Below are 15,741 nucleotides of genomic sequence, written 5' to 3'. Positions count from 1 at the left end.
GGCAGCGGAGCGTAACCACGGAGGGTCCTCGCGCACGCCCGGAAAGCATGTGAGCGATAACGTGCTGATCACCGGGGTGCGGCCCTACGGTGAGGGCGAGCCGGTGGATGTGCTGATCGCCGGCGGCGTGATCCGGCAGATCGGGACCGGCCTGCAGGCCGAGGGCGCGGAGATCGTCGACGGCACCGGGCAGGTGCTGCTGCCCGGATTCGTGGATCTGCATACCCACCTGCGCGAACCCGGCCGCGAGGACACCGAGACCATCGAATCGGGGTCCGCCGCCGCGGCGCTGGGCGGCTACACCGCGGTCTTCGCCATGGCCAACACCTCGCCGGTCGCCGATACCCAGGTGGTCACCGACCATGTCTGGCGGCGCGGGCAGGAAGTCGGGCTGGTCGACGTGTACCCGGTGGGCGCGGTGACGGTGGGCCTGGCCGGCGCGCAGCTCGCCGAGATGGGCACCATGGCCACCGGCGCGGGCGCGGTCCGCATGTTCTCCGACGACGGGCACTGCGTGCACGACCCGCTCATCATGCGGCGCGCGCTGGAGTACGCCCGCTCGCTGGGCGTACTCATCGCGCAGCACGCGGAGGAGCCCCGGCTCACCTCCGGGGCGGTGGCGCACGAAGGACCGACCGCGGCCAGGCTGGGGCTGGCGGGGTGGCCGCGGGCCGCGGAGGAATCCATCGTCGCGCGTGACGCGCTGCTGGCCCGGGACGCGGGCGCACGGGTCCACATCTGCCACGCTTCCACGGCCGGCACCGTGGAATTGGTGAAATGGGCAAAAGCGCAAGGTATTTCGATCACCGCCGAGGTCACGCCGCATCATCTGCTGCTGACCGACGCCCGCCTGGAAACCTATGACGCGGTGAACAAGGTGAACCCGCCGCTCCGCGAGGGCTCCGATACCGAGGCCCTGCGGCAGGCGCTGGCGGACGGCATCGTGGACTGTGTCGCCACCGATCACGCCCCGCACGCCGAACAGGACAAATGCTGCGAATTCGCTGCGGCGCGGCCCGGGATGCTGGGTCTGGAGACCGCGTTGTCCGTCGTGGTGGAGACCATGGTGCGGCCCGGTCTGCTGGACTGGCGCGGGGTCGCCCGGGTGATGAGCGAACGGCCCGCCGAGATCGTCGGCCTCGACGACCAGGGCCGCCCGATCGCCGAGGGCGAGCCCGCCAACCTGGTGCTGGTCGACCCGGAGACCACCTGGACCGTGGAGGGCGGCGATCTCGCGAGTATTGCGAGCAACACCCCGTATCAGGCGATGACGCTGCCGGGACGGGTCACCACGACACTGCTGCGCGGCCGGATCACCGCGCGCGACGGGGTGGCCGCCGCACCCGCGGGTGTACGAGTAGGAGAGCGCTGATGGAGCGGACACTGTGGGTTATCGGCTGCGTTCTGCTGTGGGCGCTGTTCGTCTACCTGATGTACCGGGGCTGGCGTAACCGCGCCGCCCGGCAGGCCGACCGCATCGGCGACCTGCCGCCGGTACCGGAGGAGACGGGCGCGCAGGTCCTGGATCCGACCACCGGCCTCTACCTCGGCAGCACCATCGCGCCGAGCTGGCAGGACCGGATCGCGGTCGGCGACCTCGGCTTCCGCGCGACCGCGGAGCTCACCCGCTTCGAACACGGAATCCTGCTGGAACGGCAGGGTGCGTCCGCGATCTGGATCCCGGAGGAGTCCATCTCCGTGATCCGCACCGAACGCGGACACGCGGGCAAGGTCATGAGCGAGGGCGGCGTCCTGGTGATCCGCTGGACGCTGCCGTCCGGGACCGAGATCGACACCGGGTTCCGCGGCGACGACAAAACGGTGTATCCGGCCTGGGCGCGGGCAACGACGGGAGACGACGAGAAATGACGACAACAACGGCCGCAGCCCTGGTTCTGGAAGACGGACGGGTCTTCCGCGGCACCGCCTACGGCGCGGTGGGCCAGACCCTCGGCGAAGCGGTGTTCTGCACCGCGATGACCGGATATCAGGAAACCCTCACCGATCCCAGCTATCACCGGCAGATCGTGGTGGCCACCGCCCCGCAGATCGGCAATACCGGCTGGAACGACGAGGACGACGAATCGCAGCAGATCTGGGTCGCGGGCTACGCGGTCCGTGATCCCGCGCGCCGCGCCTCGAACTGGCGGTCCAGCGGCACCCTGCCGGGACAGCTGGAACAGCAGAACATCGTCGGCATCGCCGGTATCGACACCCGCGCGGTGGTGCGGCATCTGCGCAGCCGCGGCTCGATGAAGGCGGGGATCTTCTCCGGCCCGGCGCTCGCCGAGACCGAGGAACTGCTCGCCCGGGTCACCGGCCAGCCGTCCATGCTGGGCGCCGATCTCGCCGGTGAGGTCAGCACCGAGCGGATCTACACCGTGGAACCGGAAGGCACTCCCCGGTTCACCGTGGTCGCCGTCGACCTCGGGATCAAATCCAACACTCCGCGGATGTTCGCCGCGCGCGGTATGCGGGTGCACGTGGTGCCGTCCTCGACGAGCCTGGACAAGATCCTGGAACTGAAACCCGACGGCGCGTTCCTGTCCAACGGTCCGGGTGACCCGGCCACCGCCGATACCGCCGTCGCCCTGACCCAGGGCATCCTCGACAAGGGGCTGCCGCTGTTCGGTATCTGCTTCGGTAACCAGATCCTGGGTCGGGCGCTGGGCCGCGGCACCTACAAGATGAAATTCGGGCACCGGGGGATCAATATCCCGGTCGTCGAACACGACACCGGCCGTATCTCCATCACCGCGCAGAACCACGGGTTCGCGCTGGAGGGGGAGCGCGGCGAGCAGTTCGACACCCCGTTCGGCAAAGCCGAGGTCAGCCATGTCTGCGCCAACGACGGCGTCGTCGAGGGGGTGCGCCTGATCGACGGCCGCGCCTTCTCCGTGCAATACCACCCGGAAGCGGCCGCCGGGCCCCATGACGCCGCGTACTTGTTCGACCGGTTCTCCGGTCTTATGGAGGGAGCCTGATGCCACGCCGTACCGACCTCGAACATATTCTGGTCATCGGTTCGGGCCCGATCGTCATCGGTCAGGCGTGCGAGTTCGACTACTCGGGCACCCAGGCGTGCCGGGTGCTGCGCGCCGAGGGGCTGCGCGTCTCGCTGGTCAACTCGAATCCGGCGACCATCATGACCGACCCGGAGTTCGCCGATTCCACCTATGTGGAGCCGATCACCCCGGAATTCGTCGAAAAGGTCATCGAGAAGGAACGTCCCGACGCGCTGCTGGCCACCCTCGGTGGGCAGACCGCGCTGAACACCGCGGTCGCGCTGCACGAGCGCGGGGTGCTGGAGAAGTACGGGGTCGAGCTGATCGGCGCCGATTTCGAGGCGATCCAGCGCGGTGAGGATCGGCAGAAATTCAAGGACATCGTGGCGCGGGTCGGCGGGGAGAGTGCCCGCTCCCGGGTCTGCTACACCATGGACGAGGTCCGCGACACCGTCGCGGAACTGGGCTTCCCGGTCGTGGTGCGGCCCTCGTTCACCATGGGCGGGCTCGGGTCCGGGATGGCTTACGACGATACCGATCTCGACCGGATCGCCGGTGGCGGCCTGGCCGCCTCGCCGACCGCGAACGTGCTGATCGAGGAGTCCATCCTCGGCTGGAAGGAATACGAACTCGAGCTGATGCGTGACGGGCGCGACAATGTCGTGATCGTCTGCTCGATCGAGAACGTCGACCCCATGGGTGTGCATACCGGCGACTCCATGACCGTCGCCCCCGCCCTCACCCTCACCGACCGCGAGTACCAGAAGATGCGTGATCTGGGTATCGCGATTCTGCGTGAGGTCGGGGTGGACACCGGCGGCTGCAATATCCAGTTCGCGGTGGACCCGGCCGACGGCCGGCTCATCGTCATCGAGATGAACCCGCGTGTCTCGCGGTCCTCGGCGCTGGCGTCCAAGGCCACCGGTTTCCCGATCGCCAAGATCGCGGCCAAACTGGCCATCGGTTACACGCTCGACGAGATCGTCAACGACATCACCAAGGAGACCCCGGCCTGTTTCGAACCCACCCTCGACTATGTCGTGGTGAAGGCGCCGCGGTTCGCGTTCGAGAAGTTCCCCGGCGCCGATCCCACCCTGACCACCACCATGAAATCGGTGGGCGAGGCCATGTCGCTGGGCCGCAATTTCGCCGAGGCGCTCGGTAAGGTGCTGCGCTCGCTGGAAACCAAAGCGGCCGGGTTCTGGACCGCCGCGGACGGCAGGTGGGCACCGGCCTCCACGGATCAGGCCGATATCGACGCCGTGATCGCGGAGATCCTGGCGGATCTGCGCACCCCCACCGAGGGCCGGATCTACCAGGTGGAGCGCGCCCTGCGGTTCGGGGCGAGTATCGAGGACGTCGCCGCCGCCTCCGGGATCGACCCGTGGTTCGTCGCCGAGATCGCCGGACTGGTGGACCTGCGCGCGGAACTGCTGGAGACCCCGGTCCTGGACGAATCGCTGCTGCGGCGGGCGAAGTACCACGGCCTCTCCGATCGCCAGATCGCCGCACTGCGGCCGGAACTGGCCGGTGAGAGCGGTGTGCGCGCCCTGCGGCACCGGCTCGGGGTGCGGCCGGTGTTCAAAACGGTCGATACCTGTGCCGCCGAATTCGAGGCCAAGACGCCGTATCACTATTCGGCCTACGAACTCGACCCCGCGGCCGAATCCGAGGTCGCCCCGCAGCCCGATCGCGACAAGGTGATCATCCTGGGTTCCGGGCCCAACCGTATCGGCCAGGGCATCGAGTTCGACTACTCGTGCGTCCATGCCGCGCAGACGCTGTCGGCGGCCGGCTACGAGACCGTCATGGTCAATTGCAACCCGGAAACGGTGTCCACCGACTACGACACCGCCGACCGCCTCTACTTCGAACCCCTCACCTTCGAGGACGTGCTCGAGGTCTACCACGCCGAATCCGAGTCCGGCACGGTCGCCGGGGTCATCGTGCAGCTCGGCGGGCAGACCCCGCTGGGGCTCGCGGAACGGCTCACCGCCGCCGGGGTGCCGGTGGTCGGCACCAGCGCCGCCGCCATCGATCTCGCCGAGGACCGTGGCGAATTCGGTGACGTCCTGATCGCCGCCGGGCTGCCCGCGCCCAAGTACGGCACCGCCACCACTTTCGAGCAGGCCCGCAAGATCGCGGCCGATATCGGTTACCCGGTCCTGGTGCGCCCCTCGTACGTACTGGGCGGTCGCGGTATGGAGATCGTCTACGACGAGCAGTCCCTCGAGGGCTACATCTCCCGGGCCACCGAACTCAGTCCCGAACATCCGGTGCTGGTGGACCGGTTCCTGGAAGACGCCATCGAAATCGACGTGGACGCGCTCTGCGACGGCCACGAGGTCTTCCTGGGCGGCGTCATGGAACATATCGAGGAAGCCGGTATCCACTCCGGTGACTCCGCCTGCGCGCTGCCGCCGATCACGTTGGGGCGCAGCGATATCGAGGCGGTGCGCCGCTCCACCGTCGCGCTGGCCAAGGGGATCGGCGTCAAAGGTCTGCTGAACGTGCAGTACGCGCTCAAGGACGACGTCCTCTACGTCCTCGAGGCGAATCCGCGCGCCAGCCGCACCGTACCGTTCGTCTCCAAGGCCACCGCCGTACCGCTGGCCAAGGCGGCCGCCCGGATCATGCTCGGCACCACCATCGCCGAACTCCGCGCCGAGGGCATGCTGCCCGAGGGCGACGGCGGGCATGTCCCGCTGGACGCTCCGGTGGCGGTCAAGGAAGCGGTACTGCCGTTCCACCGCTTCCGCAGTGCCGACGGCAGCCAGGTGGATTCGCTGCTCTCACCGGAGATGAAATCCACCGGTGAGGTCATGGGCATCGACGCCGACTTCGGTACCGCGTTCGCCAAGAGCCAATCCGCGGCGTACGGGTCGCTGCCCACCGAGGGCACCGTGTTCGTCTCCGTCGCCAATCGGGACAAACGCGCCATGGTGTTCCCGGTGAAACGCCTCCACGATCTCGGTTTCCGTATCCTGGCAACCGCCGGAACCGCGGAAATGCTGCGCCGCAACGGAATCCCCTGCGAGCAGGTCCGTAAGCATTCGGATCCGGTCTCCCCCGCGGGTGGCAGCCATACACCCCCGCAGCCGTCCATCGTGGACCAGATCCGCGACGGGGAGGTCGATATGGTCATCAACACCCCCTACGGCAACTCCGGGCCCCGGGTGGACGGTTACGAGATCCGCAGTGCCGCGGTCGGGGTCAACATCCCCTGTATCACCACGGTCCAGGGCGCCGCGGCAGCCGTGCAGGGCATCGAGGCCAGTATCAACGGCGGGCTGGGCGTGCGGTCGCTGCAGGAACTGCACTCGGCGTTGCGCGGCTGAGGGCGCGGGCGATGACGACCACGACGTTCGGTGAGCGGCTGGCCGCCGCCATGAACACCCACGGGCCGATCTGTGTCGGGATCGATCCCCATCCCGCCCTCCTCGCGGCCTGGGGTATGTCCGAGGACGCCGACGGGCTCGAGGCCTTCGCCGAGCGCTGCGTCGAAGCCTTCGACGGAACGGTGGCGCTGGTCAAACCACAGGTCGCCTTCTTCGAGGCCTGCGGCGCCGCGGGGATCGGGGTGCTCGAACGCACCATCGAGGTGCTGCGCGCCTCGGGCACCCTGGTCCTGGCCGACGCCAAACGCGGCGATATCGGCTCCACCATGGACGCCTACGCCCGCACCTGGCTCGCCGACGGCCCGCTGGGCGCGGACGCGGTCACCGTATCGCCCTACCTGGGCTTCGGCGCCCTCCGCCCGGCCCTGGAGCTGGCCCACGCCAACCACCGCGGCGTGTTCGTCCTGGCCGCCACCTCCAACCCGGAAGCCGCCCAGATCCAGCAGGCGACGGTCGGCGGCCGCACCGTCGCGCAGACGGTGGTCGACGACGCCGCCCAGCTCAATCCGGCCGGGCAGCCGGGTTCGGTGGGGGTGGTGGTCGGCGCCACACTCACCGAGACCCCGGATCTCACCATGCTCAACGGGCCGATCCTGCTCCCCGGAGTCGGGGCGCAGGGCGGCACCGCGGAGAAGGTCCGGGCACTGCTGCCGCGTCCGCTGTGGCGGGCGGCGGTACCCAATGTGTCCCGGGACGTGCTCCGGGCGGGACCCTCGGTCGAAGCGCTACGCGGCCGCCTGGCCGAGTTTCAGGAGGAGTTCGCCTTCCTCCGGTGAAGGGGGTGCCGTGCGTGCTCGAGACGGGCTGTGGGCTTCGCGCGAGGGTGCGAAACGGGCTTGCCCGTGCAGGCGGCGGCGTGGGCTTGCTTTGTGACGGCGTGGCGGCCGTTTCGTAGGGGAGAAGTGGGCTCGCACGGGGAGGCAGATGTGTGGGCTTGTTTGTGAAGGTGCTGTGTTTTTGGCGCCGCCTGCGGCGGCGCGGGGTCGAGGCCCCCTCGATCTCGCCGTTTCGGCCTCGGGACTCGAGCCTTCGGCTCATGCGATGTGCGGTGGGCCGTCCATAGCGGGCGACCGTTGAGCACCTTCGGCCAAGGGGCGAGACGGGCCTCAACCCTTCGAGGTGTCTCGTAAAACTCGACGCATGCGGGTTGCGTCGGCACTCGAGGGCTGGATCGGATGTCGACAGACGCCGGAGGGGGCCGGCATCTGGTACTCGCCTTCGATCCGGATCATTCACATATGCCCACCCGGCCGTCCGCTGTACGCTGTACATATACGGACGATACGGGCGCCTCATGGGTTGTCTCGCGGGGTCCGGGAGGGCTCGTTTCTTGTTGCCGGAGCCGCTTCCGCTCGCTCAGCAGGGGCTCGGGCGAAAATTTCCCAGAAAATTCCTGGTAGGGCGGCTGGGCGGTAGCCAGCAGGTCGATCGCACGTGTGGTTATCGCGCCGCAACTCCGGTTCTTGCTCGAAAAGCCGCTGATGGCAGGCTGTTTCGTGCGCAAGGGGGTGCGGGCCGCAGTTACGGCAAGCAGGGATGCGGGCGGGTCGGCAAGGGGGCGATACCGGGTCCGATTCATGCCCTGACCTGGGGGGTGGGTTCGCAATCCGGGGGCGTCGTGGGTACGGTCGCTGAGACTGCCGGGTAGTTCGGCAGGTTTTGATGCAGGAATGATGAGACGGAGGAACCGTGGCCCTTCCCCAGCTGACTGATGAGCAGCGCGCCGCTGCTCTGGAGAAGGCGGCTGCCGCTCGCCGTGAGCGGGCAGAACTCAAGGATCGCCTGAAGCGCGGCGGCACCGACCTCAAAGAGGTCCTCGGCCAGGCCGAGAGCAATGAGATCATCGGCAAGATGAAGGTGCGCGCACTGCTGGAAGCCCTGCCCAAGGTCGGCAAGGTCAAGGCCGAGGAGATCATGAACGAGCTCGAGATCGCGCCGACCCGCCGGCTGCGTGGTCTCGGTGACCGGCAGCGCAAGGCGCTGCTCGCCAAATTCGATCTCGGCGCCTGACACCCTCGGTGATCGAGAACATGACGAAGGGTCGGCTGGTTGTACTGGTCGGCCCCTCGGCCGTGGGCAAATCCACCGTGGTGCGATGTGTCCGCGAACGGCTGCCGGAACTGGTTTTCAGTGTCTCGGCGACGACCCGGGACCCGCGTCCCGGTGAAGTCGACGGTCGTGATTACCGGTTCGTCAGCCGGGCCGAGTTCGACGCGATGATCGAGTCCGGCGATCTGCTCGAATGGGCGGATATCCACGGCGGGTTGCAGCGGTCCGGTACGCCGGCCGCGCCGGTGCGCGCCGCATTGTCGGAGGGGCTGCCGGTACTGATCGAGGTCGATCTCGAAGGAGCACGCTCGATCCGGCGGGTGATGCCGGAGGCCGTGCTGGTGTTCCTCGCGCCGCCCAGCTGGGAGGAACTGGTGGACCGGCTGCGCAGCCGCGGCACCGAATCGCCGGAGGTCATCGAACGCCGCCTGGCGACGGCACGGGTGGAACTGGCCGCACGTGACGAGTTCGACACTGTGATCGTGAACGACACCGTGACCAGCGCCTGCGCGCAGTTGGTATCGTTGTTCGTCAGCACGAATTCCAATTCGTAGCCAGTTGCGCGGCCGGAGAGCCGCCGCGCAGCCGAGCCACCGACCCCGCAGGAGCTTCCTCAGTGAGCAGTACGGATACCGCTACGCCCGCCTACGACACCCCGGTCGGCCTCACCAATCCGCCGATCGACGAGCTGCTCGACCGCACCTCGTCCAAGTACAGCCTGGTGATCTACGCGGCCAAACGGGCCCGCCAGATCAACGACTACTACAACCAGCTGGGTGACGGCATCCTCGAATACGTCGGCCCGCTGGTGGAGCCGCTGCCGCAGGAGAAGCCGCTGTCGGTGGCGATGCGGGAGATCCACAGCGATCTGCTCGAGCACACCGAAGGCGAATGACCGCCGGCCGGTGATGGGCCGATAGGGCAGGAGGCGCGCGATGGCGCGGGTAGTTGTCGGGGTGGGCGGCGGAATCGCCGCGTACAAGGCGTGCGCGCTGGTGCGGCGGTTCACCGAGACCGGTCATACCGTCCGGGTGATCCCCACCGAGGCGGCACTGCAGTTCGTGGGCACGGCGACCTTCGAGGCGCTGTCCGGCCATCCCGTGCACACCGGGGTCTTCTCGGATGTGCCGGAGGTGCCGCATGTGCGGCTGGGCCAGGAGGCGGAGCTCGTCGTCATCGCGCCCGCCACCGCGGACCTCATGGCGCGGGCCGCCCACGGGCGCGCCGACGATCTGCTCACCGCGACCCTGCTCACGGCCCGATGTCCCGTGCTGTTCGCGCCCGCCATGCACACCGAGATGTGGGAGCACGCGGCGACCGTCGCGAATGTGGCGGCTCTGCGCGCGCACGGCGCCACCGTGATGGAGCCCGCGTCCGGCCGGCTCACCGGTACCGATACCGGCCCGGGCCGCCTGCCCGAACCCGAGGAGATCTTCGGCCTCGCGTCACTGCTGCTCGAACGCCCCGACGCCATACCGCGGGACCTGGTGGGCAGGCGGGTGGTGATCACCGCGGGCGGCACCCGCGAACCGCTGGACCCGGTCCGTTTCCTCGGCAACCGCAGCTCCGGTAAGCAGGGGTACGCGCTCGCCAGGGTCGCCGCCCAGCGCGGCGCCCAGGTCACGCTCATCGCCGGCAACACCATCGAGATGGCACCGCCGGCCGCGGTCGAGCTGGTCCACATCACCACGGCCGAACAGCTGAAGACCGCGGTCGACAAGCATGCGGTCGGCGCGGACGCGGTGATCATGGCCGCCGCGGTCGCCGATTTCCGGCCCGCCACGGTGGCCGCCGCCAAGATCAAGAAGGGCAAGGACGAACCCGCCACCATCGCCCTGGCCAAGAACGAGGACATCCTCGCCGGTCTGGTCCAGGAGCGCCGGGAGGGCCGGTTGCCCGGAACGGCCATCGTCGGATTCGCCGCCGAGACCGGCGACGCGGACGGCGACGTGATCACCCACGCACGGGCGAAACTGGCCCGTAAGGGCTGCGATCTGCTGGTGGTGAACGCGGTGGGCGACGGTAAGGCGTTCGAGGTCGACACCAACGACGGCTGGCTGCTGCGCGCGGACGGCAGCGAACAGGCGCTCGACCACGGATCCAAGGCGCTGCTGGCCAGTCGCGTCCTGGACGCGCTGGGTCCCCTGCTGAGCTGAGCCCGGGTGCCCGCCGAATCGCGAGATCCGGCTGTTGCCACGGCCGTGGCGGCGTGAGAGGTGCCCGCCGAGGGCGCGAACGCGATACGATCCAGCCCGCTCGGGGGTGCGCGTGCCGCGGAGCGGACACCACGGCCGGAAACCCGTCCAGGATGGTGTCCGAAACCCCAATTACGCCGCCCGTTCTAATAGTCTGGGAGTCCAGGGGCGTGACCGGAGCCGTGCGCTACGGTCCCTCCGGACACGAGTAACCGTTGAGGAAGAGGGAAACTGTGCGCACGTCCGGTAGCCGGCTATTCACCAGTGAGTCCGTGACCGAAGGTCATCCGGACAAGATCTGTGACGCCATCAGCGATTCCATCCTCGACTCTCTTCTGGCCCAGGATCCCCGCAGCCGGGTCGCCGTGGAAACCATGGTGACCACCGGTCAGGTGCATGTGGCCGGCGAGGTCACCACCGAGGCCTATGCGGATATCCCGCATATCGTCCGGGAGAAGATCCTCGAGATCGGATACGACTCCTCGGCAAAGGGATTCGACGGGAACTCCTGCGGCGTGAATATCGCGATCGGTGCGCAATCGCCCGATATCGCGCAGGGTGTCGACACCTCGCACGAGGCGCGGGTCGGCGGCTCCGACGACGAGATCGAACAGCAGGGCGCCGGCGATCAGGGCCTCATGTTCGGTTACGCCAATACCGACACCCCCGAACTCATGCCGCTGCCGATCGCGCTGGCCCACCGCCTGTCGCGCAAGCTCACCGAGGTCCGCAAGACCGGTGTGCTGCCGTATCTGCGGCCGGACGGCAAAACCCAGGTCACCATCGAGTACGACGGTGACAAGGCGGTACGCCTGGACACCGTGGTGCTGTCCACCCAGCACGCCGCCGATATCGATCTGGACAATCTGCTGGCCCCCGATATCCGGGAAAAGGTCGTCGACGCGGTGCTGGCCGATATCGCCATCCCCGACCTGGACATCTCCGATATCCGCCTGCTGGTGAACCCCACCGGCAAGTTCGTGCTCGGTGGTCCGATGGGCGATGCCGGCCTGACCGGCCGCAAGATCATCGTCGACACGTACGGCGGTATGGCCCGCCACGGTGGCGGCGCGTTCTCCGGCAAAGACCCCTCGAAGGTCGACCGCTCGGCCGCCTACGCCATGCGCTGGGTCGCCAAGAACGTGGTCGCCGCCGGTCTGGCGGACCGGGTCGAGGTGCAGGTCGCGTATGCGATCGGCAAATCGGCGCCGGTTGGGCTGTTCGTAGAGACCTTCGGCACCGAGAAGGTCGATCCGGCCCAGATCTCGTCGGCGATCTCCGAGGTGTTCGATCTGCGCCCCGGCGCGATCATCCGCGACCTGGATCTGCTGCGCCCGATCTACGCGCCGACCGCCGCCTACGGGCACTTCGGCCGCACCGATATCGATCTGCCCTGGGAGCGCACCGACCGCGCGGACAAGCTGCGCGCCGCCGCCGGACTGTAAGTTCCACGTCCCGCGTGGATCGACCACCCACCGACACCCCCGCCGACCCCGCGTCGGCGGGGGTGTCGGCCGAGTCGGGCCCGGCGCGCCGCCGGGCCGCTCGCGCGAAGAAGGCCGCGCCCGCGGCCTCGGGGCCGGTCGAGAACCCGATCGCCCGGGTGCTGCCGCTACTCACCCCCGCGCACCTGGACCGTGATTTCGACTACCTGGTGCCGCCCGAGCTCGCCGAAATCGCCCGCCCCGGTGTCCGCGTGAGGGTCCGGTTCGCGGGGCGGCTGGTGGACGGTTATCTGCTGTCCCGGCACGCCGAATCCGATCACCCGGGCAAACTGGTCCGGCTGGAGCGGGTGGTATCCGCCGAACAAGTGCTCACCCCGGAGATCCTGCGCCTCGCGACGACCGTGGCGGCGCGGTGCGCCGGGACCCGTGCCGACGTGCTGCGCCTGGCGATCCCACCGCGGCACGCGCGGGTGGAGAACGGGGGGCCGGCGAAGAAAACCGCGGAGACAGGGCCGGATGCCGAGGCAGGGCCGGGCGCGGAGACAGAGTCGGGTGCGAATGACGGGGCGGGCACGAACGCCGGGTTGCGAGCGGACGCCGGGGCGGATTCGGATTCCGGGACAGCAACGGACGCCGGATCTGGCGTGGGCGCCGGGTTGCGTGCGGACGCTGAGCTGGGCGCAGAGGCCGAGCCGCGTATGGAACCTGCGCCAGTCGTAGGTACCGGGTTGGGCGTGGCGGGACGCGCGGCACTTCCCACCGGAGTGGACACCGGCGCCTGGCGCCGGTACCGGCACGGGGGCGCCTTCCTGACCGCACTCGCGGGCCGCCGGGGGCCGCGGGCGGCGTGGCAGGCACTGCCGGGAGAGGACTGGGCGCGGCGATTGGCCGAGCTCGCGGCGGTGGTGGCCGCGGAGGGCCGCAGCGCGATCCTGATGGTGCCCGACCAGCGCGACCTCGACCGGGTGCTAAGCGAATGTGAACGGCTGGTCGGTGATGCCGCGGTCGGCTTGTCGGCGGGGCTGGGACCGGCGGCCAGGTACCGGCGCTGGCTGGCTGTTCTGCGCGGCACCGCGCGCGTGGTGGTGGGCACCCGTAGTGCGGTTTTCGCCCCCGCTGTGGATTTGGGTCTCATCGCGATCTGGGACGACGGCGACGACACCTATGCCGAACCCCGCGCCCCCTACCCGCACACGCGGGAGGTCGCCATGCTCCGCGCTCACGACACCGGTGCGGCGTTCGTGGCTGCCGGGTTCGCCCGGACCGCCGAGATCCAGGCCGTCGTGGAAACCGGATGGGCCCACGATCTGCTGGCCGACCGGGCGACCGTACGGGCCGCCGCGCCGCGGATCAGCGCCCCGGGGGACAGCGATACCGCGCTCGAACGCGATCCGATGGCACGCGCGATCCGGATCCCCGCCGCCGCCTTCGCCGCGGCCCGGAAGGCACTCGCCGCCGGGTCCGGGGTGCTGGTGCAGGTGCCGCGCCGTGGGTACGTTCCGGCGCTCGCCTGTACCAAATGCCGTACACCCGCCCGTTGCCGCCGGTGTGTGGGGCCGCTGTCGTTGCCCGGGTCGGATCGTCCCGCCGGGGATCCGGGGGCGGCGCACAGTCCGGTCTGCCGTTGGTGCGGGCGCACCGAGGCGGCGTTCCGGTGCCCGGCCTGCGGGGGCCGGGTGTTGCGCGCCGTGGTCATCGGTGCGGCACGGACCGCCGAGGAACTCGGCCGGGCATTCCCCGGGGTGCCGATCCGCGGGTCCAGCGGCGCGGCCGTACTGGACACGGTGCCGCCCGGGCCCCAGGTCGTGGTGGCCACCGTCGGGGCCGAACCGTTGCTTGCCGGTGGATACGGGGTGGGGCTGTTGCTGGACGGGTGGGCGCTGCTCGGCCGCGCCGATCTGCGCGCCGCGGAGGACGCCCTGCGCCGTTGGCTCAGCGCCGCGGCCCTGGTGCGGCCGGACGGTGAAGTGCTGGTGATGGCCGATCCCGCCGTGCCGACCGTGCAGGCGCTGCTGCGCTGGGATCCGGCCGGGCACGCGGCCGCCGAACTGGCGCAGCGGACCGAGGTCGGATTCCCGCCGGCGGTGCGGATGGCGGCGGTGGACGGCACTCCGGACGGTGTCGCCGGACTGCTCGCCGCCGCCGAACTCCCGGCGGCGGTGGAGGTGCTGGGCCCGGTGCCGCTACCGGCTGCCGCGCGGCTGCCCTCCGGCGCGCGCGGCGACAGCGACGACCCGGGTGCCGAGGTCGAACGGGTGCTGCTGCGTACGCCGCGAACACGTGGCGCGGCGCTGGCGCGGGCGCTCACGGCGGCGCAGGCGATCCGGAGCAGTCAGCGGGCGGAGTCGCCGCCGCGGATTCAGATAGACCCGCTGGAAATCGGCTGACCTGACCGGGCCGGGGCCATATGGCGCACCGAGGCCGTGCGGCAGACCGTGGCGAGCAGGCTGCCCGGTCGCGCATCCGCAGGGCCGCGGCGGAGGAGTCGTTCAGCATGCCGGTGTCGCACTCTGGTCGCGTACGCCGATCCATCGCTTCGGCAGCACTCGACCAGGCGGCTTCGAACCGGTCGGTCGGAGATCGGGGCGGCGGCAGCGCAGCCGGACCGATTCACCCGGTCGACGATCAGGGCCGCGCAGTGTTCGGGCTCCGCGGGGAGCAGCTCGTCCACGGCGGCGAGGGGCGGTGTCCGCGCGCCGAGGGAACCTCCGGCTGGTGGTGGCGGAGGCGGACGGCCATTCGGTGGCGCCGCTGTCCGCGTGGTGTCGGGACGATCGAGGAATCAATCCGGCAGAGGGTTGCGTTGGATAGATTGACGATATATCGTCGATGCTACGCAAACCGATCGAGTAGCTCAGGAGGCTGCTATGGAGAACATCGAGAACACAGAATTTCGCCGGGGTCGCGGGCGTCGTGGGCGCGGCCCCCGTCCGGGCGGCTTCGGTCCGGGCGGTCCGTTCCGGCACGGTGGCCCGCCCGGTTTCGGCCCGGGGTTCGGCGGGGACTTCGGTCCCGGTTTCGGCCCCGGCTTCGGACCGGGTTTCGGCCCGGGATTCGGACGCGGCCGCGGCCGGGGCGGCCGGGGCCGGCGCGGCGACGTACGGGCGGCGATCCTGCTGCTGCTCGCCGAGCGCCCCATGCACGGCTACGAGCTGATCCAGCAGATCCGCGAACGCAGTGACGACCTCTGGCGGCCCAGCCCCGGATCCATCTATCCGGCGCTGTCGCAGTTGGAGGACGAGGGTTTGATCACCATCGAGAAAGTCGCCGGCCGCAAGACAGCGCAACTGACCGAGACAGGGACAGCTCATGTGACGGAGAACCGGGCAGAGCTCGGGGACCCGTGGGCCGATGTCAAGGAAGGGGTCGGCGCGCACACCAGCGATCTGCGGGCCCTGATCGGCCCGCTCATGGGCGCGGTCGCGCAGGTGGCGGCGGCAGGCACCCCGGAGCAGGCGGCCAAGGCGGCCGAGGTGCTCACCGATGCCCGGAAAGCGTTGTACCGCATCCTCGCCGGAGACGAGGACTCCGGAAAGTAACGGGGTGATCAAAACCTTCGGCCCCGGTGTTCCACCGAGCCGACAGGGTAGAAGATTGTGGTGTGAAACAACTTCGATGGCCGATGGGGCGGGACGGTTCACAAACCGGC

12 protein-coding genes are annotated in these 15,741 nt (G+C 69.6%); all 12 read left to right on the top strand.

Annotation, left to right across the window (positions count from 1 at the left end; translation table 11 throughout):
• The first annotated feature begins 49 nt into the window (after positions 1–49).
• The 12 genes from IG75_RS0112900 (at position 50) to IG75_RS0112845 (ending at position 15,631) form a co-directional block, all read left to right on the top strand.
• Entirely contained in the window at positions 50–1,372 is a 1,323-nt protein-coding gene (locus tag IG75_RS0112900) for a dihydroorotase (RefSeq protein ID WP_030521482.1), read from the top strand.
• The gene (locus IG75_RS0112895) at positions 1,372–1,869 is read left to right on the top strand and encodes a PH-like domain-containing protein (protein ID WP_030521481.1); all 498 of its coding nucleotides are present in this window, start codon (positions 1,372–1,374) and stop codon (positions 1,867–1,869) included. Before IG75_RS0112900 ends, IG75_RS0112895 begins: the two co-directional genes overlap by 1 nt.
• Entirely contained in the window at positions 1,866–2,984 is a 1,119-nt protein-coding gene (gene carA / locus IG75_RS0112890) for a glutamine-hydrolyzing carbamoyl-phosphate synthase small subunit (RefSeq protein WP_030521480.1), read from the top strand. The genes IG75_RS0112895 and carA overlap by 4 nt, the downstream gene beginning before the upstream one ends.
• Positions 2,984–6,343 (top strand): carbamoyl-phosphate synthase large subunit, encoded by a 3,360-nt coding sequence (gene carB / locus IG75_RS0112885; RefSeq protein WP_030521479.1) that lies wholly within the window; start codon positions 2,984–2,986, stop codon positions 6,341–6,343. The genes carA and carB overlap by 1 nt, the downstream gene beginning before the upstream one ends.
• A gap of 11 nt (positions 6,344–6,354) precedes the next feature.
• Complete coding sequence (gene pyrF / locus IG75_RS0112880; protein ID WP_030521478.1) at positions 6,355–7,179, top strand: orotidine-5'-phosphate decarboxylase; 825 nt, start codon at positions 6,355–6,357, stop codon at positions 7,177–7,179.
• A gap of 913 nt (positions 7,180–8,092) precedes the next feature.
• Positions 8,093–8,413 (top strand): integration host factor, actinobacterial type, encoded by a 321-nt coding sequence (gene mihF, locus IG75_RS0112875; protein ID WP_030521477.1) that lies wholly within the window; start codon positions 8,093–8,095, stop codon positions 8,411–8,413.
• Positions 8,414–8,433: 20 nt separating this feature from the next.
• Positions 8,434–9,006, top strand: coding sequence for a guanylate kinase (gmk, locus tag IG75_RS0112870; protein ID WP_051714602.1), 573 nt, complete (start codon positions 8,434–8,436; stop codon positions 9,004–9,006).
• Between the two features lie 62 nt (positions 9,007–9,068).
• Positions 9,069–9,347 carry a DNA-directed RNA polymerase subunit omega gene (gene rpoZ, locus IG75_RS0112865; RefSeq protein WP_030521475.1) on the top strand — a complete coding sequence of 93 codons (279 nt, stop codon included), beginning with the start codon at positions 9,069–9,071 and terminating at the stop codon, positions 9,345–9,347.
• Positions 9,348–9,387: 40 nt separating this feature from the next.
• On the top strand, positions 9,388–10,608 hold the full coding sequence (coaBC, locus tag IG75_RS0112860; protein ID WP_030521474.1) for a bifunctional phosphopantothenoylcysteine decarboxylase/phosphopantothenate--cysteine ligase CoaBC: 1,221 nt from the start codon (positions 9,388–9,390) through the stop codon (positions 10,606–10,608).
• 272 nt (positions 10,609–10,880) lie between these two features.
• The gene (metK, locus tag IG75_RS0112855) at positions 10,881–12,092 is read left to right on the top strand and encodes a methionine adenosyltransferase (protein ID WP_030521473.1); all 1,212 of its coding nucleotides are present in this window, start codon (positions 10,881–10,883) and stop codon (positions 12,090–12,092) included.
• A gap of 14 nt (positions 12,093–12,106) precedes the next feature.
• Complete coding sequence (locus tag IG75_RS0112850) at positions 12,107–14,479, top strand: primosomal protein N' (protein WP_373863741.1); 2,373 nt, start codon at positions 12,107–12,109, stop codon at positions 14,477–14,479.
• A gap of 480 nt (positions 14,480–14,959) precedes the next feature.
• The gene (locus tag IG75_RS0112845; RefSeq protein WP_051714547.1) at positions 14,960–15,631 is read left to right on the top strand and encodes a PadR family transcriptional regulator; all 672 of its coding nucleotides are present in this window, start codon (positions 14,960–14,962) and stop codon (positions 15,629–15,631) included.
• Positions 15,632–15,741: the final 110 nt, after the last annotated feature.

Source organism: Nocardia rhamnosiphila NBRC 108938 (genome assembly GCF_000720425.1).
GTDB classification, from domain to species: domain Bacteria; phylum Actinomycetota; class Actinomycetes; order Mycobacteriales; family Mycobacteriaceae; genus Nocardia; species Nocardia rhamnosiphila.
Note: the sequence above shows the minus strand (reverse complement) of the source record. Positions and strands in the feature narration are given on the sequence as shown.